The sequence below is a fragment of the Citrobacter sp. Awk 2 genome (assembly GCF_028069815.1).
In the GTDB taxonomy this organism is placed as follows: domain Bacteria; phylum Pseudomonadota; class Gammaproteobacteria; order Enterobacterales; family Enterobacteriaceae; genus Citrobacter.
Window position 1 is genome coordinate 1 of the sequence record NZ_JANEWL010000083.1, and the last position, 22,442, is coordinate 22,442.

Consider the following 22,442-nt stretch of genomic DNA (forward strand, 5'->3'; position numbering starts at 1 on the left):
TTATAAATGTTATATGCCACGTGCGTCCGGGCTCAGGCTAACTTTGATATCCGCCGGTGGGGCGTAGTAAGGCGCGGAGGTGATAAAGAGCCTGATGCCACAGTCGAGATAACTCGCCAGTGAGGCGAGGGTAATGCCGCCAGTCAGCGCCAGCGTGCAATGGGGGGCCAGAGAAGGAGCCTGGCGAGCGATGTCTGCTGCCTGCTCAGGGGTAAACTTATCGAGTTGCAGCACATCAGGGGCTGCATGTAGCGCGGCCAGTGCCTCATCGGGGGTATCGGCTTCGACCACAATCTTTTTTTCTGGCGCATGGGCGCGGAGTTGCGCGATTGCCGCAGTCCAGCCGTTCGGATCGGCAAGAAAGCGGCGATGATTCGCAAACAGCAGAACGGTTTCGGCGCACCCGCCCCGGTGGATAATGCCTCCGGCGGCAAGGATCGCCTGAGTCGCCAACAAACGCGTGCCGGGAATGGCTTTGCGGGTACAGGCAATCTGGCCATCAGGATAGCGTTGGCGTAGCACGTTCAGCATCTCGTCGAGATAGCGTGAGACACCGCAACTCCACTCCAGCACGTTCTGTACCGCTTTCCAGCCCTGGTGTAGTGCCGCCGCGTTACCGTGTGCGCGCAGAAGTAACTGTCCGGTGTTCACCCGTTCGCCATCTGCCACAAGGTCGGTAACGGTCAAACCCAGTGATGTCAGCATTTGTCTGGCAACAGCGGTTCCGCTCACGCACCCGCCCTGGCGGTGATAAAAAACCATACTTCCTGGCTGTGCGCCGATACCCAACGCGCGGGTTGTTAAATCGCCGCCCTGAATATCCTCCAGCAGCAGCGCATCGACTTGCGCCTGTGAGACGTAGATCATTGCAGCGCCTCCCGCGGTACGCTGTCCCACCAGATAAGCGCCCAGTCGCGACTGGCGGGCGCGATGGTGCGAGGGTCCTGCTGATGGTACCAGTGCTCCAGCCGCTCAATTTCGTCTGTGCTCAGTTCCCCCATGCTCCAGCGCACGTTCTCCAGAAAACGTGTCCAGGTGCTGTTGTCCTGCTGGCAGTTTGGTCCACGGATAAAATCAACATGTGCGTGAATGCCCATCTGATACAAAACATTCAGTGCATAGATATAGTTGGGAAGCTCAATCACCTCGCGGCCCAACGCACGCTGAATCGTGGGTGATACAAATGAGGAACTGACGAGATGGGTGGTGTAAACCCGTAGCCGTGCCTGATTATTCAGTTTGGTCATGGCCTGGCGCATATCGGCAACCAGCGTCGAACGTGAGGCGACGGCAATATCACATTGGGGCAGGTCGTCCCAGTGCGCTTCCCATGCGCGCTGCACCCACTGTACGTGGCGCGCGCCCATCTGCCCGGCACGGCGAGCGGCAACGCTCAGCATTCCCGGGCTGTAGTCTACGCCGTAAACAATCGGCATTTTTTTTGCCAGCGCCAGCGCAACCGTACCGGGTCCGCAACCCATATCAAACAGTGATTCAGCACCTTTCAGGTCAATCTTGCTCAATAACTGGAGCAGGTAGCTGTCGGTTAATGTGGCGCAATTCTCTGCCATTTTTTCCGCGCGTTTGTCCCAGTGCTCTGGTTTTTTCTCGGTTCGCTTCGCCAGAAGTAACTGTTTGCGGTACAGGTCGGCAAAATCAATGTCGTCAATGAGCATCGTGATTCCTTAATCGTGTGAGCCAAAGAGGTGATGGGCTATTTGTGAGGGGGTGACCCGATACAGGGTGGCCAGACGTTCAGCAGCCAGTTGGTGCTCAGGCCCCCCCTGAGACACCAGACCATCTGGCTCGACGCGCACCACGCTGTCGGCAATGGCGCGCGCATGCAACGGATGGTGGGTCGACATCAGCAGCGCCATGCCAGAATCTTTTAGCGTGACCAGTGTGTCGAGCAGTCGGATCTGGTGACCAAAATCGAGGCTGGAAGCGGGTTCATCCAGCAGTAAAAGACGTGGACGTTGTGCCAGCGCACGGGCAATCAACACCAGTTGGCGTTCACCACCGCTGAGTGTGTTCCAGCGCCGGGGCGCGAGATGCGGGATCGCCAGCACGTCCAGTTGTTCAAGGGCGATATCGCGCTCTTTGACGCCGGGAACGGCAAATGCCGCCATTTGCGGGGCCAGTCCCATCATCACCATGTCCAGAGCCGTGAAGGCAAACGCACCGTCATGTGCCTGAGGAACCCAGGCGATGGCGGCGGCACGTTCACGGTCGCTGAGATGATTCACCGCGATACCATCAAGCGTAATGTGGCCAGCAAGCGGTTGAAGAACGCCAAGAATGGTACGCATCAGGGTGGTTTTCCCGCTGCCATTGGCGCCAATCAGGCAACAGATTGACCCTGGTGCGACGCTAAACGAGACATCGCGCAATACAGGGTGTCGGGAATGGTAGCCGAGAGACGCATGTTGTACGGTCAGCAGCGTCATTGTCGGCCTCCCCGGAGCAGAAGCAACAGGAAGAAGTGGGCACCAATAAACGCGGTCAGGATCCCCAGCGGGATTTCTGTGCTGCTCAGGGTACGGGCAAGGGTATCTGTCAGCAGCAGTAAAATAGCGCCGATCCCCATTGAAACGGGCAGTAGCCGTTGGTGGTTGTTCCCACAAAGCAGTCTGCCTATGTGTGGCACCACCAGCCCAATCCAGCCAATAATTCCGGCAATCGCCACAGTACAGGCGGTGATAAGCGTGGCGCAGATAATCAGCCAGAGCCGTAGCCGGGATACGTTGATACCCAGAGAACGGGCTTCATCATCCGAGAGGGTGAGCAAATTCATACGCCAGCGTAGCAGCAACAGCGGCACCAAACCGGCCACGATCAGCGGTGCGGACAACCACAGGTCGTGGGCGGTGATGGTCGACAGACCACCGAGTAGCCAGAAGGTAATCGACGGTAGCTGGGTATACGGGTCAGCCAGCGTTTTGATGAGCGAAATCCCTGCGCCGCACACCGTACCCAGCGCAATGCCGACCAGTACAAGGGTGAGTACCGGATCGTGGCGTTTTACCCGCTGGGTGATGAGCCACACGCCCGCCACCACGAACAGGCCTCCGACAAATGCATACAGTTGAATAAACAGGATCGGTAAACCCAGCAGGATGGCGGTACAGGCCCCTAAACCCGCCCCGGCCGCCACGCCGAGAATATCCGGCGACACCAGTGGGTTACGGAACATACCCTGATAAGTGGTCCCTGCGCCCGCCAGTGCCGCGCCCAGCAGCAATGCAGCCAGAATGCGCGGCAATCGAATCTGCCAGAAGACGATTTTGTCCTGGGACGGCACGCCTGGATGGCCAGCAATGAGGTTCATCACCTGCTGGGCATCCAGGCGGTATGCACCTGAAACCGTTGCGACGATGACGCACACGGCAATGGCTGCGATCATCAGGACACTCAGCGTTGTCATTCTCATCACTGTGCCACCAGCTTCTGAAACTGTGCATCGCTTAATGAGGTGTGCCAGAACAACTCTGCGTAGCGCTGCATATCGGTCTTAAAGTGGATTTCAATTTTGGGGTCAAGCCAGGCGTGCAGGCGACGTAATCCGAGTAACCGGTTGATGCCCGGCGGGGCGTCCAGCCAGCCAAACGGCAGTCCGCTGAGCAACAGAATACGTTGCTCAGCAACGGCTTTGACCCCTTGCCAGACGGGATCTTCTCGCAGGTACTGTGCGGTAACTGCATCCTGAACCAGAATAATATCGGGCTGCCAGCTCAACAGATTTTCCATGGATACTTGGGTCAATCCATGTCGTCCCGGGATTTGCGCGACATTGTGTAATCCCAGTAACTCTGGTGCCTCGGTATGCAGTGAACCCTGCAAACCGGTTTCCAGCCCTCTGGCACCGCGTGCGGCATAAAAGCGCAGTTTTGCTGCGGGGGAGTGCGAAAACGCATCTGCGTCATCAATAAACCGACGGGCCAGTGCGGCCTGTGCAGAGGCCCGTGTTGCCATACCCAGCGCGGCCCCTGCGGCTTGCAGTTGTGCCGGGGTTTGTCGGAGCTCGCCGTTAATCAGTAGCCACGGAACGTGCGTTTGCGCGTTGACCTGCCGGGCTTGGGAAAGCCAGGTTTCATCAGCATTGCCGCAGTCAACCACCAGATCGGGTTTCAGTGCTAACAAGGCCTCCAGTGACAGGGTGCTGGCGCGTCCCGCCAGTCTTCCCAACTTCGGTAACGCCAAAATGTCATGATGGAATGGCACTGCGGCCTGGTGAGAAAAATCAAAGGATGAAAATCCCACCAGTTTTTCGGGTGCGACGGCCAGCAATAGCATATCGGCAGGTGCTCCGGCACTGACGACGCGCTGGATTGCATCGGGTGACGGCGGAGAACCGACCGCAACGGTAAGCGGTGTTTGGGCAAGGGCCGGAAAATGGCGTAACAGCAGCGCAGATGCCACGAGTTGGGCAAACATCCTTCTTGTCAGTGGCATTATGTTGGTCCTGAACAGTGATAAAATCGCTATATATTTACATATACAGCGAATAAAAACATGTTCAGAATCAATTTCACACGGATGAAAACAGGGGCTACCCCATAAGGGCTAGATGCAATGGATACACCTGAAATGGAGATTTATGGCACCAAAAAATCCGCGACCAGGCGCGGATTTAGAGGACGCTTAAGACACCCGAGAAGATTAGGACGTCGGTTGAGTCTGCTTTTTGGCCTCGGAAGGCGTGTTACTGGCGGGGGCGGGGCGCGTTGCCGGTACGCTGTCGCAGGGTTTATCTTTAGCACATATCAGGTCGAGCATTTTTAGCGTTACGCCGTTAGTCCAGCCGAAACCATCCTGTAGCGGGTATTCGCCACCACCGCCACCGGTTCCTGTGCTGCTCACGTCATACTTCTCAACCAGTTTTTTCTCACGATCGTAAGTGTGTTGCACATTGGTGAGGAATCGCCAGGTGACATCCATGGCGACATCATTTTGGCCATAGTTCTGTAATCCCGATGTGGCGACCCACTGTAACGGGGCCCAGCCGTTAGGGGCATCCCACTGCTGGCCGCTTTTCACCGACGTGGTGGCGAGTCCGCCAGGTTGCAACAGATGCGCCTGAGTTGCTGCAGCTACCTTGCTGGCGCGATCTTTCGCTGCCGCATTCACAAATAAGGGGAACAGCGCGGCGGCAGTTAACTGATTACGGACTTTGTGGCTCTTCAGATCATAGTCGGCATACCAGCCTTCTTTGTCATTCCACAACCAGGTTTCAATCCCTTTTTGGCGTGCATTGGCAAAGCCCTCGTACTGCGCTGCTTTGGCATCGTCACCTGCGGCTTTGCTGGCGAGAGCGATCATTTTCTCCATCTTGTATAACAATGCATTGAGATCGACAGGCACGATGCTGGTGGTGCGCAGGGTACTGAGCTGGTTGGGGTTATCCATCCAGCGCGAACTAAAGTCCCAGCCAGATGCGGCGGCTGAGCGCAGGTCGCGATAAATTTCAGTGGCAGGGCGGTTCGGGTTGCTCTTCGCGGTGGCAATATCTTCAACCCAGGATTCAGGTCTTGGCGTATCGCGGTCATCCCAGTAGCGGTTTAAAAGGGTGCCATCAGCCAGCTTGACCACCCGTTTATGCTGTTGACCGGGCTGAAGTGCTTCGCCTCCTTCCATCCAGTAGCTGTATTCTTTTTGCATCTGCGGGAGATATTTTTTCAGCGCCTCGTTACCGTCATGCTGCGCCAGCAGTTCAACCATAAAGGCAAAGAACGGTGGCTGCGAACGGCTCAGGTAATAGCTGCGGTTACCGTTAGGAATGTGTCCCCACGAATCAATCTCATAAGCGAAGTTGGCCACCATATCAGAGACCTTGTCCCAGCGATCGCTCTCGGCCAGCCCCAGCATGGTAAAATAGCTATCCCAGTAATAAATCTCACGAAAACGTCCACCCGGCACTACATAGGGTTCTGGTAGCGGCAGCAGAGAGTCCCATTTTTCGACATCGGTGGTTGAGCGAGTGAGTACCGGCCACAGTCCGTCAATGTGCTCGCGGAGTGATTGCCCGGCCGGGGGTACGTATTTCTCACCCTCTTTTGGCAACGTGAAATTCACTTCCACAAAATGGCGTAAATCAAAGCCAGACTGATTTTTCTGCATCCGATAATCGGCAAGGATCATCAGCGGATCGCTGTTGGGCACTGCGTCGGCAAAGGTTTTCTGATCGGGAAATAGCTTTGCTGTCTGTACATCATTGAACAACGGACCAAGTAGAATATCAGGAGGAGAAGGCGTAGCGGCAGGTGAATCCTCAGCGTGCGCAGTAAAAGAGGCCAGAGCAAAAAAGGTGCTTGCGAGCGTCAGTTTTATCGCCACTGAGAGCAGGCCTGGGTGGCGAATGGCGGGCGTTATCATCGGTTAATCTCCTTAGCGGCGTGCCGAAGTTGCGGCATTTACCATGAGAAAACCTTAGTTCAGGATCGACCGTTGCGCGTGATCGGCCCCCCATTTTGCGAATAAACAGACATTTCCTGTCGGGGGAAGTGAAATAGCCCACCTTTTACAGATAAAGGGTGGGCTGTGGGTATCAGCCAGCGAGGATCACCCGATTTGCTACGCCGTCCAGAGTCAGAGCGTCACCCATCTTGATAGCATCGAGGGTTTCGCCTTGTTGGCATACCCAGCACAAGCCCATCTCGCGGGCGATAATCGCCGGGTGGGAGGCTTCACTACCGGCTCGCAGACAGATCCCTTTGATCGTGAGTGGGTCGAGTTGCAGCACGGTAGACGGATAGATGACATCGGCGACCAGGATGGTCGGTCGAATAAACGCGGGGATATGTGCACTTTCGCCGGATAAATGTTGCAGCGTACGGGACAGCAAATCCTCAATATCAATGTATCGCGCCTGTAAATAAGGATCATCGAGTTGCAGATACTGCTGACTCAGATCGCTCAGTACGTTATGCCAGGCATAGGCTGCGCTACACTGTTCTTCGCGCATCAAATCACAGGCCATATCGAAAAGCTCAGGATCGTCGAGCAGCGTGTGATGACCAGAGAAAATGGCGGCGATATCAGCGGAATATTTCTCCTCTGCCAGCGCGGTTAAATCACTCAGGTCGTCGAGTGTGCGTTGAATGGCCGCTTTTAGCCGCTGCTGCTCGTCCTGCACATTCGTAGCGGGGCGATGGGTGACTTCCGGTGAGAACGGCGTATAGCAAAAGGCCGTACCCGTTGCCAGTGCAGGCACCGCTACTGCGATACTTTCAGTGCATGCTTCTTCGACGGACTCGCCAAAATTCTCAGCCGCCAGTTGTTTAAACGCAGCCAGCGCCGCGTCTGCCTGTTCACCTTTGGCAATCAGGCGCAGCGTGTCATTACAACGCACCTGCAGCAGCGCTATCTGATTCAGGCTGTCAGGGACGACGCACTTGCCGTTTTTTTCCAGCCACATGTCGGCATTAAAGCCAGACAATGTGGAGACCAGCCGTGATGCCGGGCGAACATGTATACCGTTGGGATTTTTTACGGTCACGGCAACCGAATGGGCATCAGCGTCGGGTGACAATTCAGTTGGTGCGGTCTTCGCGACAGACGACGAAGGTAAACCCAGTTGCTCACGCTTGGCGTCGAGGGCATTCATGGCATCATTGATGACCCGATCGATATCAGCGCCCGCCGCAGCACTGACGGTTGCCGCCAGCGTACCTTCAACCAGCGGGGCTGCGCATAGACGCACCTTGGCGGCGATTGTCGGGTCGAGCAGATCCAACGCGGTTTCTGCACTCAGTAACGCGCTGCCAATATCCATCATCACCAGCACGTGATCCGTGTCTGCCACTGACTCAATGGCCTCCATCACTTTGATGGGGTCGGTGCCAATGGGGTTCTCAGGATCGTCAATGCCTGCGGCAATAGCGAGCTTACAACCATCACCCATTAACATCTGTCGGGCTAACGCACCGACGCCTTCGCCCAGTTGGGCGCTGTGAGACACAATAACCAGGTTTACCATCGTTTTATCCTTACTCTCTGGAAGCCTGCGCCAACATTTGCATCATAAACATAACGGACGTTGCGCCGGGGTCCTGATGCCCAATGCTGCGCTCACCAAGGTAGCTGGCGCGGCCTTTGCGCGCCTGCATCGTGATGGTACTTTGCGCTGCGGCTTCTGCCTGGACACTTGCCGCCTCCAGAGCAGCCTGTACGCTCAGCTTTTGTTCGCTGGACTGGCGCAAAGATTCGACGACGGGCACCCAAACGTCGCACATGGTTTTGTCACCCGGTTCGGCTTTTCCGCGGCTAATGACCCCTTCCGCGCCATCACGCATCATCTGATACAACTCGTCAACCGTCAGGCTTTGATGGGCCTGAGTGACCTGCGCCGCGCGGATGAAAAAGGTGCCGAACAGCGGGCCACTGGCACCACCGACGCTTGAGAGCAGTACCATCCCGGTATTTTTCAAAATAAAGCCGATGTCTTTATCCGCAATGGACGGGAGCTTTTCGACCACTTTACTGAAGCCGCGGTGCATATTCAGACCGTGGTCGGCATCGCCGATTTCCCGGTCAAGGCCGGTAAGAAAATCGCTTTCGGTGGTGAATATTTCGCCGCAGCGATAGAGCCAGTTAACAATTTGTGTTCTGGTGAGGGACATCATGAATCTCCTTATTTACCCCAGTTGAGTGCAGGGGTGTGAACCGGTGCATCCCATAAGCTCAGCGTTTCGTCATCCACTTGTAGCAGGGTGATTGAGAAACCGGTCATATCCAGAGAGGTGCAGTAAGAGCCAATCAGGTTACGCTCGATGACAATACCGACATCCTGACAACGGCTTTCAAGGCGGTTATACACGCCGAAGAGTTCAGACAGCGGTGTCGCACCGAGATTATTGACCAGCGCAATCACGCGATCGCCGCTCTGTAGCGCGCGTTTGTTTTCTTTCCCTTCCTGCCAGGCGCCCTGAAGGTGATCCCAGTGACGCAGCGTACGACTGTAGTGGCCGTTTTCCAGCAGGGTGTCAAACATTTCATCCACAGTTTGATCAAGCGAAGAGAATGGACGGCGGTCAATGCCGGGTTCGCCGTGGATACCGACGCCAAACTCCATTTCGTTGTCCTGTAGGGTGAATGACGGTTGACCGGCCGCCGGCACGGTACAGGCACCAATGGCAATCCCGATGGAATGACCCTGGTTGTTCAACTGGCGTCCCAGCGCTGCACAGGCATCCAGTGAGTCACCGCGTTCTGCGGCCGCACCGACCAGTTTTTCAATCAATACCGTATTTGCCACACCGCGGCGACCGGCGGTGTACAGACTGTCTTTCACCGCCACGTCATCATCCACGACCATCGTGGTGACTTTGACGCCGCTTTCATGCAGCAGCTCGGTTGCCGTTTCGAAGTTAAGAATGTCGCCGGTGTAATTTTTGATTATCAGCAGTACGCCTTCGCCGCCGTCAATTTGCATGGCGCATTCAAACATTTTATCCGGTGTTGGCGAGGTGAAAATTTCACCCGGACAGGCCCCGGAGAGCATACCCTGGCCAATGTAGCCGCAGTGCATTGGCTCATGGCCGCTACCGCCACCGGAAAGCAGCGCCACTTTGCCCATCACTGGCGCATCCGCGCGAGTGACATACACCGGGTCCTGATGCAGTGCCAGAGAAGGGTAGGCTTTTGCCAGCCCGGCGAGTTGTTCGTTCAGTACGTCTTCAACACGGTTGATCAATTTTTTCATTGTTTATGCTCCGCAGACAGTCCTGAGATGGCTGCACATTCAGGCAGACATCTGATGTAGGGTATCGGTTTGTACAGCGCCACGGCGACCTCTCGCTGCCGATAAGGTAATTTTGCACACGGGTAGTCAAAAGAAAATTGATGTGATTGGCGTTTCAATACGGAACATTAGCATCTGGTGATGTTCCGTATTGAAACGTATTGGTGCATAAAACAGCGGAAGTGAGAGATGCGGCAAGGTTTATGCTAACGGCATCGTGAATAAAACGTTATTCCTTACTCTTCTTTGCCATTAAAATCGAAAAACCAGAACAAGATAAAACCAATAAAACCAAAAATGAGCAGAATAGCCAGGGTATAGACTTCATATCGTGCGGCATCTGCAGCAATAGCCTGTAATTTGTCCATTGCCGGGGCTGGCTGCTCTTTGAATAGCATGAGTTGCCATTCATAAAGGTTTGTTGTTTTTATCTCTTTAATCGGTTCCCAAATATGGTTAGCCGCCGCGCCGAGTGCTAAAGCGGAAAACAGGGCGCCGTAAATACGTTGACGTTTTTCCTGACGCTGACTAATCGCCTGGCGCATGAGCTGATCCAATTGCTCTATCTGCGCCATGAGCTCCTGGCGTTGCTCAGACAATCCCCACTGCCGCGAGAGATCGTCACTCAGCTGGTTATGTAGGGCATCGTTGCCGACTAAAGCACCTTTATTCATGGCTTTTAGCGCCCGGGCCTTGGTTTCCAGCATCATTTCGGACCAGTCAGATAGACGACGAATTTTTCCCTTTCGGTTGTGCATTTGCTGCGATTCGAGCAGATCCTTGAGCCACTGTTCAATCTGTTGGCCAGAGTTCGCCAGAAAATCTTCATACTCATGGCTGACATCCGCGACTGAAATGGCCGCTTTAATCAGTATCGCCAGATGTTTATCCTCTTCTTCGCGACAGAAGAATGTGACGCCATGACGGTGAGCGACGACCAGAATATTGCTGTACCACTGGCTGCTGTACTCACTGGCGGGAGGCAGATCCGCAGGACTCCGGACGACGCGCGTGCTATCGCTCTGTGCTGCCAGCCAGGCATGGAAGGTGGGGGTATCGATCATACGCATCAGCGGGACGATCGTAATATCACCGCCCTCCGGGATGCGATGCTGATAGACACGAATGCATTTACCCTTTGTGCGGCAATCCAGTTCGGGTAAAGCTATTGGCACAATAGCGTTATCAAGGTAACGGGTAAAATAATTCTCCCAGATTGCGGGCAAAACGTCTTGTTGCCAGGTCAGTTTCGAGCCAGGCTCTCCGGGCGCAAGCTGCTTCGGTGCCGCAATGAGCGTCATTCTGCCTTGATCGTCGTACCAGGGTTGGTTCGGTGCTCCAGGGATTAATTTATCGCTTCCGGCCAGGCGATAGCTTTCGAGAAAACGCGGCGTATCGTGCGGGCGTAACCCTTGCCAGGCCGCATCTTCACGTTGTTCCAGAGCGGACCACAGGGCATCAAGGCGCGTCCCCTGAATGGGGTTGAGTGAAATAACGATATCATTGCCCGTGCCCACTTCTCGCGGGCGATAAATGGCCAGCAACCCAAATCCATTGTGCGTCCAACTGCGTTCTTTGTCGCAGCGGGCGAGAATTTTCAGCATCCCGGAAGGGAGCGTTTCGGTGATAAACAGTGCATCAACCACCGTTTGCCGCCGGCCTGTGCCGAGGTCCAGCAGGAGTTGGCAGGTCACCGAACGCTTGATAACGTGTTGGTAAATCTGTTGCTCATACGCCAGACTTGCGACCGCACTTGCATAACATTGCGTGTGCATGGGCATAATGCCTGCGGTAGGGTCGGGGTTGGCTATTATCATATCGCTCAACAGGCGCAGGCAGGCCAACATGTTGTGGCGAACAACGGCAGTATCATCCATGGGTTGTTCGCACAGGCTGCTATGCGCGAGTGCGGATAACAAGCACGCGGCAGAACGCGTCGTATCATCACCGTCCAGGTAAATACCGCTTTCCCATGCGGTGACGTATTCCAGCCACGGATGTGTTGATAGCGACAGCGAACCAGCGGCATCGAGATGGTTCAAAAACAGCAATAGCGTAAAACAGGTATCCAGAGAGAAATCTTCGATAACGATTCGTTGTATTCCCTGGACACTGGAGAGTTTGCTGCGCCATATAGTCCATTGACGATCGTCGGCATTTGCCACCAGTTCACTCACCGAATTGTAGTGACCTGCACGGTATCCTTTGTTATTGAGCGCGACACCCTTATGGCTTTCCGTATCATTGCCGTCGCCCAATCCGATCAGCAGGCTGCCTGCCGGTGCATCACGCTGCGACGGATTGAACTCGAAAGTAAACTGCGGCCATGCATTGCTGAATGCGAACATATAATTCTCTGTCGATGAATGTGTTAGTGTATCGCTCATTATTTGACTACGTTATAAATGACCCGTTGTGAGCGACTCCAGTTATCGTCAATCGCAATATTGGGTTCATGGTTTTCTTGTTTTACGCAGTAGTTCTTAACCAGGCTTTTTAACTCAGCCCCGTTGAGCGTGCCGAACATCAGACGCGTATTCAGTTCTTTCAATAACACATCGTGGAGTGAATAGGTGGTAGGTCTTTGCAGTGAAAACTGCGCCGCGTCAGCCAGTAAGTCACGCGCATTATCGGCCATCAAACGGCGTTCACAGCGACCCGCAGGTTCATTTTTGGCCATTTCTTCATCGTAAGCTTTCTTCTGGGCTTTCTCAAAATTAAGCGCGCTGTCCAGTTCTGCTTTAATACCCTGAACATCCTTGGCAGAAGAACAGAATGTTTTTAAATAACGAATCTGTATGGGGGTCAGCGTGCCATTGTTGTGGTTCGCATGCTGACGTAATTTACCGGCCATTCTGAGACAACCGTTTTTTTCATCCATCAACGATGCTGATTGTAATAGGGCATTCAACGTTTCCTGGCGATCTTCCTGTAATGCGGCTTCGGCATAATACAGTTTCCAGCGCATGCCTCCGGCAAGAAACAAATTGACAACCTGGGTGTCACCGCGGTCGATAGCGGCGCGAAGATTTTTTTCATCCCAGGCAATGCCGATATTCGCCAGTTCTTTACGCGGATCGTTACTGGTTTCTTTTTTCGCACCGGCAACCGTTTTACCCACTTCCCCGAGATCGCTACGGATGGACTCCGTATTCACCAGCGTCTTGGTTGAAGTTCCAAAAGTCAGTACCGAGCCAACAATAAGGACGGCGATACCGCCCAGCACCCAGACTACATACTTGCGAATGATGCCCGTTTCAATTTTGATTTTACCAATATCCTGAGCCTGAGCCGCCAGGTCATCCTTTATTTCCTGAACGTCGCCGCCGAGATCTTCAATCTTTTGGCTGGTCCGTTCGAAATAGCGAGCAACCTCAGCATTGCTGTCATCAAAAAAGCGATCAGGGTTAACTTTTACGCGGCCTTCATCGAAGGCCTCCTGTACCGGCTCAGTAATTTCTCGGTAATAGTAATTCACCAATGTTGTTTGGACGGAGGTTACCCGCTTGTGATGCGCCAGACGGTTGCGAATTACGCGAATATCGTCAAGAAAGGTGTTCAGTGTTGTACGTTTATCGTTAACAAAGCTGAGCAACGGGGTATATTGATAAAGCGGAGAATAGTGGATGGGATATTCGTTTTTATCAATAAACAGTGAGGCGAGTTCACTGAAAAGGGTCCCACTCAATACGTCATCACGATCGGCAACGTTCAGCCATTTTTTCACACGTTCCTGACCAAATAATTTGTTTAGGTGCTCAAGTAGGGCTTGTTGGTTATTGTACGCTTCATTAATTAAACTACGAATGGTCAACTCTAATGCCCGTACCTGCTGCAAACTACGTAACTGCTTTTCTTCGCCTTCGTTATGCAGCGTCGTTGAATAAGTTAATTGAGGTTGTTTTTCTCGCAAATATTCGAGCTGCCACAAAAGACGCAACGCGGCAATGGTCAGATTTCTGTCCGCGGGCTGGCCATCTGTATTTCTGACGAGCCATTTTTTCAAGGTTCTAAGTGCCGCAAGAAAGCTCGCCATTTCCTGCTCGTTATAGTTAAATCGAGCCGCTACACTGTTCCAGTTGCCCAATTTCTCTCGGGCTTTATCAAGTGAATAATAAAACGTATCAGGCGAGAGCTGCGTGGGGACTGGCATACCCAGCAGGGATAAGATTTGTGGAAATGCGCTGTCGAAAAGAGACAGGCAACGAGTAAAATCGTTGTGCTCAGAAGCAGATGAATGATCGACCATTATATTCTCACGTGGTTATTCGCTGAGTTTTCCCGGCCCGATCTAATCGCACTGTGTCAGGCAACTTTCCCTGCAGCCAGAATGCCATAATTCGACGATTATTCGGGATTTTTAATCAGTTCGTCAATATATATGCGGGGCGTAATATTGGTAGTAGACATTGCGGCCAATAATGCATCGCTATGCGTTCTTAACGCAAATTATGGTTGCTGCGACGGAATTTAATGTTTATTGGCTAACAAAATACGCAGATATTGGGTAAGTAAAACGCAGAAAGCGGGGCGGGTGAATCAGGCGACTACACGCCAATAATGCCACAAATAATGCCGCATTATTGGCGTAACTCACGACTGGCGTTTATCGTCGGTCAAAAACGTTGGCGTATCGGCCTTCGTATTATCCCGGATAAATACCACGGTCTTTACGTGCCAGCAGGATACGCTCGCAGGCCACAATATAGGCGGCAGTGCGCAATGAGCAGGATTTCTCCGCCGCTTTCTCCCACACATGAACCATCGCATCGGTCATGATTTTATCCATGCGATTGTTGATCTCTTCTTCGCTCCAGAAGAAGCTGGCCATGTCCTGAACCCATTCGAAGTAGCTGACGGTGACGCCGCCTGCGTTACATACGACGTCAGGAACCACGATGATACCGCGGCTTGCCAGCATATCATCGGCATCCGGGTAAGTTGGGCCGTTAGCGCCCTCAAGCACCAGTTTGCAGGTCAGTATTTCTGCACGTTGACGGGTAATCTGTCCTTCCAGTGCGGCAGGGATCAGGATATCCATCTCCACGCTCCAGAAGGCTTCGCTGGCGATAGTTTCCGCCCCAGGGAAACCGGCAATCTGTTTGTGCTCCAACTGCCAGGCGGTCAACGCGGTCATGTCGATCCCGGTGGTGTTAAACAGGGTGGCAGTATGATCCTGAATGGCAACGACGCGTGCGCCAGCACTGGCGAACAGGCGAGCCGCTTCACTACCGACATTACCAAAGCCTTGTACCGCAACGCGCGCGCCTTCAACGTCGATGTTGGCACGACGAGCCACTTCCAGACCGCTGACGAACACGCCACGACCCGTTGCTTTATCACGACCCAACGAACCGCCAAGGTGGATAGGCTTACCGGTGACCACACTGGTTACGGTGGTGCCGTGGTTCATGGAGTAGGTATCCATCATCCATGCCATCACTTTGCCGTTAGTGCCGACATCTGGCGCAGGAATATCTTTTTGCGGCCCAATGATAATGCCGATTTCGCTGGTATAGCGACGGGTCAAACGCTCCAGTTCACCTTCAGACAGCGAGAATGGGTCGACGCGAACGCCACCTTTGGCACCGCCGTACGGCAGGTTCAGTGCGGCACATTTGATGGTCATCCAGGCGGAAAGGGCCATCACTTCATTAAGATCAACATCAGGATGATAACGCACACCGCCTTTTCCCGGGCCGCGGGAGAGGTTGTGCTGTACACGATATCCTTCAAAATGGCGAATAGTGCCGTCATCCATCTGCACCGGAATATCGACAATTAGCGCGCGTTTCGGGTGGCGCAGGGTATCCACCCAATGGGAAAGTTCGCCCAGGTAAGGGGCCACACGCTCGATTTGTTGCAGGTAGGTATTCCAGGCAGATGTGCTGCTATCTGAAGCGTAAGATAACTTATCCATGATAAACCTTAGTTATAAAAGTAATATGTTCTTAATTTGGCCGTGGTATACAGTGGATCTCACCATATAAACTTAAATTTAACATTTTTTTCAAGAAACGGCCTGCCCACCAGCCTCCCAATAGCCATATAAAAAACACGTGAATTAAGCGTTAAGTGAATAATTATCTATTGATTTTGCGAATGTTTGCGATCAAATGGCGATTCGGGCATTTAATATGCATGGCACATGAGAATGACTATTTGTCAGATTTATGATGTACCTCTAAAAGTAAACAATATGATAATTATTTGTGTTTTCTTGATTGCATTTTAGCGGCGCGTCAGTAAGTCACTGAGATGGTGACGGTGTCCGCATAGTTGTCGGGCGTGTAGTTCGCGCTGGGAACGGTGGCATACACTGAATACGGCGTAGCAGAACCGGTGCCAGTGCCTGTAACGGTATTGAGCGAGGTGTTGCCCCACACGGTACCGGAAGGTCCTGGCGTTGAGCTGAGTTGATAAGGGACTTTATCGCTGTTAGCCCCCGTTCCGCTCATCACACCGCTGCCTGCAGTATTGCCGTTGGAGGGTTGTAGTCCAATGGTATAAGGGGTGTTATTGGTGCATGCCACCCCGATGGTATTTGATGCTGTCGCATTGCGCTGAGTTGCCTTCACCGGGGTAAAACTAATGTTAGTGGCCGATGTGATATTGCACTGTTTGCTGACAGTGGCTGATACGGTGAAGGGGAGTCTGGCGGCAACGGTATCACCACACGTGGAAGGCGGAATAACTAATCCAGGGTTGAGGGTGATAAGCGCCGTGGCTGCCGTATAGCTGTCCTGATAACTTCCGGGGACCGCAGAGGTTTGCGGAGTGACGAGCTGAGCGGATACGGTCAGCGAACCAGTCACTGGGATCAAATTGAGCAAGTTAAGTTGTACCATGGGAAACGTGGTGCCGCTCTGATACTGACTCCCCCAGATCTTACTGTGCCCGGCGTCCTGATATAGCTGATAGCTTAACGTTCTGGCAGGTGTTCCGCTTAACGACATATTCCGTGTTGCCACCTGACCGCTGACGGCCGATGCGCCAATATTAAAACAGAGGTTAATCCCCGCCAGTACGTCGGTCACTTCTTTTGCACAAGTCCAGGTAAAGGTCATTGAGGTCGTTGCGCCTGATGATGACAACGGGTCCACTGCACCAAAACTAATGGGTTGGACGTTACTTACGGAGCAGGTTACCGCATGGCTTATCCCTGGACAGAGGAGGAGTGTAGCGATAAACAGTAACTGTCTTAATCTCATGAATGAACTCCTGCTATTGTGACCGACATTCCAGCGGGCCTATCTGTACGATCCCCTTTGCATTGGCGGGATAATCGAATTGTGCGCCACAGCTACCGGTATCTGTGTCGACGCGTAATCTGTTGTGCTGTTCCAGGGTGTCAAACCAGGCCATACCATCGAATCCGACCACGGATGACTGGCCGGTGCCGTTAGTGATATATGCCATGCTGCCTTCAGAAATGGCCTTACCTTGTTCGTTAACGAGAGTAACCTGCGCGGCGCGTACGGGAGTGATACCAAAACTGACCAGGGTTCCGGAACGATCCGCCGGTGTTGCATTGGCTTCAACACGGGCGATCCGCATATTGGCGGGGAGATCCATGGGGTCAATACTGATTTGATTGTTTTGATAGCTGTTGAGTGATGTGACCAGCAGCAGACCCTGATCGTCGGTGCGACCGACAAGGTTATTTTGCAGCTTGACGGGCACGTCCGGAATGCCGTCCGTAGATACGACGGCAAAACCATTGTTGATTTCCCGAGCCGCGAACAAACCTCCCCCCATCGCAACAAGGGAGCCGGTCGCGCCAGCATAACCGTAGTGGTTGTCGGGTAGGCGACTAAATCCGGTGTAGGCTTTTCCGAAACGGCCCAAATATCCAACTTCCCCCTGGCCGCTTTGCCGGGAAGCTTGCTGGCTGGCTGCAACGTTCCATCCCCAGCCGCCGTCACCCGGTGGCGTTTGGCTGGCATTGATCTGGTAGCCGGTTTCATTATTGGTACGTTGTACGGTGCTGCTGGCGCTCAGATTACCGCTGGTGGTGACCGTCACCATCAGGTAAACGCTGCGATCGCGGGTGTCGTCAATATTCTGGTTAAAGCCGGCATTGAGTGAGACGTTATCGGTGACGGATTTGAACCAACTGGCGTTGGCGTAGCGCACCGCGCTATCGTGCGGATAGCGAAACTGCAGGTAGCTCAGGCTGACGTTGCCGGCAGACGGCATTGCATAACCTATCACCGTATTGCTGCTCAGCGAGGGCGGCGGCTCACCATAATGGGTTGCGACATCACGGTAGTCACCCGACGTCGCCGTTGTGCTGGTGCTGAAATTAAACTGTTCACCTGACCAACGGTAACCGACACTGTACAAAAATCCGCTTTTCCCTGAGTCCGTACTGGCTGCCAATGCGGTGGACACTGTGCCGCTGCGCGGGCCGGGAACCCAGTCATTGCTGAAACCTGCGTTGATCAGCCCATCGCTGGTTTCCGCGTGCGTACCTGCAGTAAAGGTGTTACTGAATCCCCGACGCCAGGTCCCGCTAAACACAGGGGCGCTGGCATAATCAAATGAGGCGTAACCGTAATTCTCTCTTACTGCACCGAATTCCGCTGACCAGGCTGTTAGCCCCTCTCGCAGGAGTTGCTGATCGTTGTAAAATGAGAAGTTTTGTACTGTCGTTCTGCCCAGCGCGTCGGTCATCATCACCTGACCGGTCCCTGCGCCACTGATATTAGGCATAGTGTTGATTTGAAAACTTCCGGCCGGAACCTCCCCGTTGTAGTACTTAACCCCATTGACGTACAACTCAACGTTTGAAGGAAGCGTGGCAGAACCAAGATAGGAGGGAAGCGGGGTGGTTGGCATATACGGCTGTAAACCAAAATCGGTTCCTATCTGGATGCCGCCAATACGGGTCGGTCGGGACCAGGTGAGCGAGCTTGTCAGGGTATCGCCAACGTTTATTGCCAACATATTATCCGGAAATGACGTGCGCCAACGGGTGTCCATACGGTAGAAGGCATTATCTGCGTTGGGCGCGGTGGAATATTGCGTCAGTTGGGTTGTGCTGAACACCCCTAAGCCATTAAACGCGCGCAACTCGCTAAATGTGTTGGCGCTGCTTTCATCTCCCTGCTGAGCATAGACATCGTAATTAAGTAATGCCCCACGTGAGTTTGATGCTATTGGTGTCGCTTCGCCGGTCGGGTTCACCTGCGTGGTGACAAGATCAAGGGAACTGAGCGGCACAGTGAGCGCCAGGGTTTGTTGTTCGACGTTGTAGTCAATGCTCAGTTGGGCAATATCGTTCAGACCGACGGTGGCTGCCGTATTTTGCGGTAAGCGAAAACCCAATTGTCGTAGGGTATTTGCGCCAGCATAGAGTTTTTCATTCTGATAGCCAAAATGAACCAATCCGACAGGGTTTCCATTCAGGGTCACGTCGAGATATAAATCGATGCCCGCAAGAGGTGTTGCGTCACCAATAATTCCACTGTTTGTCTGGTTATTATTGTCCGCGTAAGCTGAAACCATTCCAGATAATAATGCTCCATTGAGTAAGCAACATTTTACCAGAAGCCAGGATCTCTTAGAGATCTTGTACTGTTTTTTGGCCATTAATTGTTACTTCAACTTTACCGCCATAATGGGTATCACTGGCGGACGGGGATAATATCCACCGCATTGTTGAGCCCGGAAGAACGTAGCCTAATAGTCCCGGCGTAATGACTTTTTTCGCGCCATTATGGTTTATAAAGGTTGCCGCTGATAATTGCGCATGACCATTTCCCTGATTTCTGACTTCAAGAAATTTTTTGCCGTCAAGTTGCTGTAATGTCCATTGCAATTTTGCCTGGGTTTCAGCCTGTGCCGTTGGTTGAATAAAAACAGGTATGGAATAATGCAGTACAAACTGAAGTTTATTTTTTTGTAATTTTGCTGGCGGTAATTCGTCAATGGATAACCGATAGGCATCTTCAGTATGTGCCGAGGGCGGGCCGGTGCGAATAACACGAATCAACTGGCGTTCACCAGGGGCTAGCGCCAGCATTGGCGGACTGATAACCAGCCCCTGAGAGGGAGACAGCTTGTCGCCGTAAGCGCTTTGGCTCCAGCGAAAGACCCGAACCTGGGCATTCAGCACGTTTTCTCCGGCATTGCTTAGCCAGATCCCATCGGCATTTTGCGACGCTTGCAGCGTTAATGTGACTGGGGCAACCTGCAATCCGCTGGCTGTCGCCGGATTTACGCTCACAGCCGCTCCTAACAGGCATGCGCAGGCATACTGCTGTACAGGCAGTTTTACTGTCATCGGTGTTCCTGAATTTAGTAGTTAACGTTTACCGTTACGGTGTCGGCATAGTCGTCAGGTGTGAAGTTCGCGCTTGGCGCGGTGGCATAAACGGTAAAACTCTGCTGAAGCCCTGTTCCCTGAGATGCAACACCATTTCCTACCGTGGTGGTGGTGGCCGTATTCCCCCAGACCGGTCCTGTTGCTGATGTTTGGTTCAATTGATAAGGCACTTTATCGGTATTGTTTGCTGCATTTGCGACAGAGGACATGGCGCCGGACCCCGTGGGTGTCCCGCCGTTGGCCGTTGAAGGTGCCAGACCAATAAAGTAGGGGGTAGTTTTTGAGCAATTAATTGAAATTGTGTTGCTTGCGCTGGTATTTGTCGCTGTGGTATTCACGGGACCGAGAGTAATATTTGAAGCCGACCCCGCAGTGACGGTACACGCTTTTTGGATCGTCATCAGTACCTGAAATGTCCCGTTGGTGGACGCTGCATTTGCCGCCGGAATAATGGAAAAGGCGCAGCAAAAAAGAATTAAGCGTTTGTCGAAGACTAGAGCCATATCCTTCACCTTTTTCAAATAACCACATTTTTTGCTTTAAAAAAGCAATAATGTGACACAAGAAGACATGATTTAACCCTAGAATAAGTATTAGACGTACGCCAGTTGATCTCATGAATTTTACTTAGAGAAAAGGTGATGCCGTCGACAAAAAAATAATACCAACGGGTGAGTATGCCATTTCTTTTTTGTGCTACTCAAAAGTATGCACAGCGGGTTCAGGACGGAATTAAAAACGACGTGGGCTATACAGTGTGCATAACTCTCTCTAAGATTGAGGGTAAGTCGCTCTCTTTTTGCCAGATAAAGGAAATTCAGGTAATGACGTTGATGTCGCATAAACTTGCAGTTGAGCACTCCGTTCCGCTCCCACTGTATGCCAAAGTCAAGGCGATGGTCGCGGATAGAATCAACAGCGGTGAGTGGCGGCCCAATGATCGTGTTCCTTCGGAATCTGAACTGGTTCAATTGCTCGGCTTTAGCCGAATGACGATTAATCGCGCCCTGCGGGAACTGACAGCAGAAGGGTTACTGGTCAGACTGCAGGGGGTCGGAACATTTGTGGCTGAACCGAAAAGGCAGTCAGCGCTGTTCGAGATCCAGAATATTGCCGATGAGATACAGGCGAGAAATCATCAGCATCGTAGCTCTGTGATGCTGTTGCAGACAGTGAGTGCCACGAGAGAGCAGGCTATGGCACTGAATATGCAGCCCGGAAGTGAAATCTTTCACTCTTCGATCATTCACTATGAAAATGATATCCCTATTCAGATTGAAGATCGTTTTGTTAATCCGGACGTAGCGCCGGAGTACCTTCAGCAGGATTTTACCCAGTTAACACCGAATATTTACCTGAACAGGCTGGCACCGCTTACTGAAGGGGAGCATGTTGTTGAAGCTGTTTCGGCCACTGCGCTGCAAAGCAAGTGGCTTCAGCTTGCGCCTCATGAGCCTTGCCTGCTTATTTGCCGCCGGACCTGGTCACAACAGGTTAATGTCAGCTATGCCCGACTGCTGTACCCGGGAACTCGCCATCGTTTAAAAGGACATTTCACGTCATGAATGGATGGCATGTGCTGCGTTACGACGATTACAGGCTGATGCCGTGGAAAAACGGGGCCGGAATGACCCGGGAAATTCAGCGTTTTCCGCCAGAAGATGACAATTTTCAGTGGCGACTTTCAATGGCGGAGGTGGCACAGGCCGGTGAGTTTTCACGCTATCAGGGATACCAGCGGCTGCTGTCGGTACTGCGCGGCAATGGGATGACATTGCACATTGATTCGGCTTCCGGCGTGACGCTTTATGCTTTCGATACCGGGGCATTCTCCGGTAATAGCCGCGTGGACAGCGAACTGGTGGATGGACCGATTCTGGATTTTAATCTTATTTATCAGCCAGAACGCTTTGATGCTACGTTGAGTTGGCAGACGGTCGACACGCAAGCGCAATACCAACTCAGCCCCGGCGTTACGACACTCATTTTCTGTGCCGCGTCGAATTTGATCCTCTCTTCAACCGCCATGCCGCCATTACAACTGCATTGTTATGATTGCGCAGTACTTCCACCTCAACCTCAACACTCTGACGTTCTGGACCTTGGCATTCATGGTTCCGGTTACTGGGCATTCATCGAGTTGCGCAGTATCGAAGAGTGATCTTCATCCTGTTTCATCCCTGAAAGTGTTAATTAATTGTGTCTTTTGTTTGTGACTGATGCCGCAAATTTAATCAGTAGTTTGTGGCTATTTTGTGAACAAGATCAATGCCATTCATCTCCCCATCATTTTTGTCTTCAGCTTAATTCATTGTATTTATTAATCTAAAGTGCAATTTTGTTGTTTTTCGTTTTGCAAATTCATCTTGATTT

18 protein-coding genes are annotated in these 22,442 nt (G+C 52.6%); 2 read left to right on the forward strand and 16 right to left on the reverse strand.

Annotated elements, in window-relative coordinates:
• Positions 1–9: 9 nt before the first annotated feature.
• The 16 genes from modD to NNO02_RS17915 all read right to left on the reverse strand — a co-directional run bounded on the left by modD (position 10) and on the right by NNO02_RS17915 (position 20,572).
• The gene (modD, locus tag NNO02_RS17840; RefSeq protein WP_271455400.1) at positions 10–867 is read right to left on the reverse strand and encodes a ModD protein; all 858 of its coding nucleotides are present in this window, start codon (positions 865–867) and stop codon (positions 10–12) included.
• Positions 864–1,676, reverse strand: a complete 813-nt coding sequence (locus tag NNO02_RS17845; RefSeq protein WP_271455401.1) for a class I SAM-dependent methyltransferase — start codon at positions 1,674–1,676, stop codon at positions 864–866. Before NNO02_RS17845 ends, modD begins: the two co-directional genes overlap by 4 nt.
• 9 nt (positions 1,677–1,685) lie before the next feature.
• A complete protein-coding gene (locus NNO02_RS17850; protein ID WP_271455402.1) occupies positions 1,686–2,447 on the reverse strand; it encodes an ABC transporter ATP-binding protein in 762 nt (253 codons plus the stop codon).
• Positions 2,444–3,424, reverse strand: coding sequence for a FecCD family ABC transporter permease (locus NNO02_RS17855; RefSeq protein ID WP_442867918.1), 981 nt, complete (start codon positions 3,422–3,424; stop codon positions 2,444–2,446). The genes NNO02_RS17850 and NNO02_RS17855 overlap by 4 nt, the downstream gene beginning before the upstream one ends.
• 5 nt (positions 3,425–3,429) lie before the next feature.
• The gene (locus NNO02_RS17860) at positions 3,430–4,452 is read right to left on the reverse strand and encodes an ABC transporter substrate-binding protein (RefSeq protein WP_271455403.1); all 1,023 of its coding nucleotides are present in this window, start codon (positions 4,450–4,452) and stop codon (positions 3,430–3,432) included.
• A gap of 207 nt (positions 4,453–4,659) precedes the next feature.
• Entirely contained in the window at positions 4,660–6,372 is a 1,713-nt protein-coding gene (locus NNO02_RS17865) for an alpha,alpha-trehalase (RefSeq protein ID WP_271455404.1), read from the reverse strand.
• A 172-nt stretch (positions 6,373–6,544) separates the two neighbouring features.
• Positions 6,545–7,975: a dihydroxyacetone kinase phosphoryl donor subunit DhaM gene (dhaM, locus tag NNO02_RS17870; RefSeq protein ID WP_271455405.1), complete on the reverse strand. Its 1,431-nt coding sequence runs from the start codon at positions 7,973–7,975 to the stop codon at positions 6,545–6,547.
• Between the two features lie 10 nt (positions 7,976–7,985).
• Positions 7,986–8,618, reverse strand: a complete 633-nt coding sequence (gene dhaL, locus NNO02_RS17875; RefSeq protein WP_271455411.1) for a dihydroxyacetone kinase subunit DhaL — start codon at positions 8,616–8,618, stop codon at positions 7,986–7,988.
• Between the two features lie 11 nt (positions 8,619–8,629).
• The gene (dhaK, locus tag NNO02_RS17880) at positions 8,630–9,700 is read right to left on the reverse strand and encodes a dihydroxyacetone kinase subunit DhaK (protein WP_271455406.1); all 1,071 of its coding nucleotides are present in this window, start codon (positions 9,698–9,700) and stop codon (positions 8,630–8,632) included.
• A gap of 275 nt (positions 9,701–9,975) precedes the next feature.
• On the reverse strand, positions 9,976–12,087 hold the full coding sequence (locus NNO02_RS17885) for a hypothetical protein (protein ID WP_271455407.1): 2,112 nt from the start codon (positions 12,085–12,087) through the stop codon (positions 9,976–9,978).
• 38 nt (positions 12,088–12,125) lie between these two features.
• Positions 12,126–13,988, reverse strand: a complete 1,863-nt coding sequence (locus NNO02_RS17890; protein WP_271455408.1) for an STY4199 family HEPN domain-containing protein — start codon at positions 13,986–13,988, stop codon at positions 12,126–12,128.
• 396 nt (positions 13,989–14,384) lie between these two features.
• The gene (locus NNO02_RS17895) at positions 14,385–15,659 is read right to left on the reverse strand and encodes a Glu/Leu/Phe/Val family dehydrogenase (protein WP_005122303.1); all 1,275 of its coding nucleotides are present in this window, start codon (positions 15,657–15,659) and stop codon (positions 14,385–14,387) included.
• Between the two features lie 322 nt (positions 15,660–15,981).
• The gene (locus tag NNO02_RS17900; RefSeq protein ID WP_271441496.1) at positions 15,982–16,950 is read right to left on the reverse strand and encodes a Csu type fimbrial protein; all 969 of its coding nucleotides are present in this window, start codon (positions 16,948–16,950) and stop codon (positions 15,982–15,984) included.
• Between the two features lie 13 nt (positions 16,951–16,963).
• Positions 16,964–19,249, reverse strand: coding sequence for a fimbria/pilus outer membrane usher protein (locus NNO02_RS17905; RefSeq protein WP_271441495.1), 2,286 nt, complete (start codon positions 19,247–19,249; stop codon positions 16,964–16,966).
• A 55-nt stretch (positions 19,250–19,304) separates the two neighbouring features.
• A complete protein-coding gene (locus NNO02_RS17910; RefSeq protein ID WP_271441494.1) occupies positions 19,305–20,027 on the reverse strand; it encodes a fimbrial biogenesis chaperone in 723 nt (240 codons plus the stop codon).
• A 14-nt stretch (positions 20,028–20,041) separates the two neighbouring features.
• Positions 20,042–20,572 (reverse strand): Csu type fimbrial protein, encoded by a 531-nt coding sequence (locus NNO02_RS17915; protein ID WP_271441493.1) that lies wholly within the window; start codon positions 20,570–20,572, stop codon positions 20,042–20,044.
• A gap of 330 nt (positions 20,573–20,902) precedes the next feature.
• Here NNO02_RS17915 and hutC point away from each other — a divergent pair, with 330 nt between their 5' ends.
• A complete protein-coding gene (hutC, locus tag NNO02_RS17920; protein ID WP_416348263.1) occupies positions 20,903–21,634 on the forward strand; it encodes a histidine utilization repressor in 732 nt (243 codons plus the stop codon).
• Positions 21,631–22,230: a HutD/Ves family protein gene (locus NNO02_RS17925; protein ID WP_271455409.1), complete on the forward strand. Its 600-nt coding sequence runs from the start codon at positions 21,631–21,633 to the stop codon at positions 22,228–22,230. The genes hutC and NNO02_RS17925 overlap by 4 nt, the downstream gene beginning before the upstream one ends.
• Positions 22,231–22,442: the final 212 nt, after the last annotated feature.

Coding starts and splice junctions, on each gene's coding strand:
- NNO02_RS17850 (WP_271455402.1), bottom strand. CDS start 2,447: ATGACGCTGCTGACCGTACAACATGCGTCTCTCGGCTACCATTCCCGA.
- NNO02_RS17915 (WP_271441493.1), bottom strand. CDS start 20,572: ATGGCTCTAGTCTTCGACAAACGCTTAATTCTTTTTTGCTGCGCCTTT.
- NNO02_RS17900 (WP_271441496.1), bottom strand. CDS start 16,950: ATGAGATTAAGACAGTTACTGTTTATCGCTACACTCCTCCTCTGTCCA.
- hutC (WP_416348263.1), top strand. CDS start 20,903: ATGTCGCATAAACTTGCAGTTGAGCACTCCGTTCCGCTCCCACTGTAT.
- dhaL (WP_271455411.1), bottom strand. CDS start 8,618: ATGTCCCTCACCAGAACACAAATTGTTAACTGGCTCTATCGCTGCGGC.
- NNO02_RS17885 (WP_271455407.1), bottom strand. CDS start 12,087: ATGTTCGCATTCAGCAATGCATGGCCGCAGTTTACTTTCGAGTTCAAT.
- dhaK (WP_271455406.1), bottom strand. CDS start 9,700: ATGAAAAAATTGATCAACCGTGTTGAAGACGTACTGAACGAACAACTC.
- NNO02_RS17910 (WP_271441494.1), bottom strand. CDS start 20,027: ATGACAGTAAAACTGCCTGTACAGCAGTATGCCTGCGCATGCCTGTTA.
- NNO02_RS17890 (WP_271455408.1), bottom strand. CDS start 13,988: ATGGTCGATCATTCATCTGCTTCTGAGCACAACGATTTTACTCGTTGC.
- NNO02_RS17925 (WP_271455409.1), top strand. CDS start 21,631: ATGAATGGATGGCATGTGCTGCGTTACGACGATTACAGGCTGATGCCG.
- NNO02_RS17895 (WP_005122303.1), bottom strand. CDS start 15,659: ATGGATAAGTTATCTTACGCTTCAGATAGCAGCACATCTGCCTGGAAT.
- modD (WP_271455400.1), bottom strand. CDS start 867: ATGATCTACGTCTCACAGGCGCAAGTCGATGCGCTGCTGCTGGAGGAT.
- NNO02_RS17845 (WP_271455401.1), bottom strand. CDS start 1,676: ATGCTCATTGACGACATTGATTTTGCCGACCTGTACCGCAAACAGTTA.
- NNO02_RS17855 (WP_442867918.1), bottom strand. CDS start 3,424: ATGACAACGCTGAGTGTCCTGATGATCGCAGCCATTGCCGTGTGCGTC.
- NNO02_RS17865 (WP_271455404.1), bottom strand. CDS start 6,372: ATGATAACGCCCGCCATTCGCCACCCAGGCCTGCTCTCAGTGGCGATA.
- NNO02_RS17860 (WP_271455403.1), bottom strand. CDS start 4,452: ATGCCACTGACAAGAAGGATGTTTGCCCAACTCGTGGCATCTGCGCTG.
- dhaM (WP_271455405.1), bottom strand. CDS start 7,975: ATGGTAAACCTGGTTATTGTGTCTCACAGCGCCCAACTGGGCGAAGGC.
- NNO02_RS17905 (WP_271441495.1), bottom strand. CDS start 19,249: ATGGTTTCAGCTTACGCGGACAATAATAACCAGACAAACAGTGGAATT.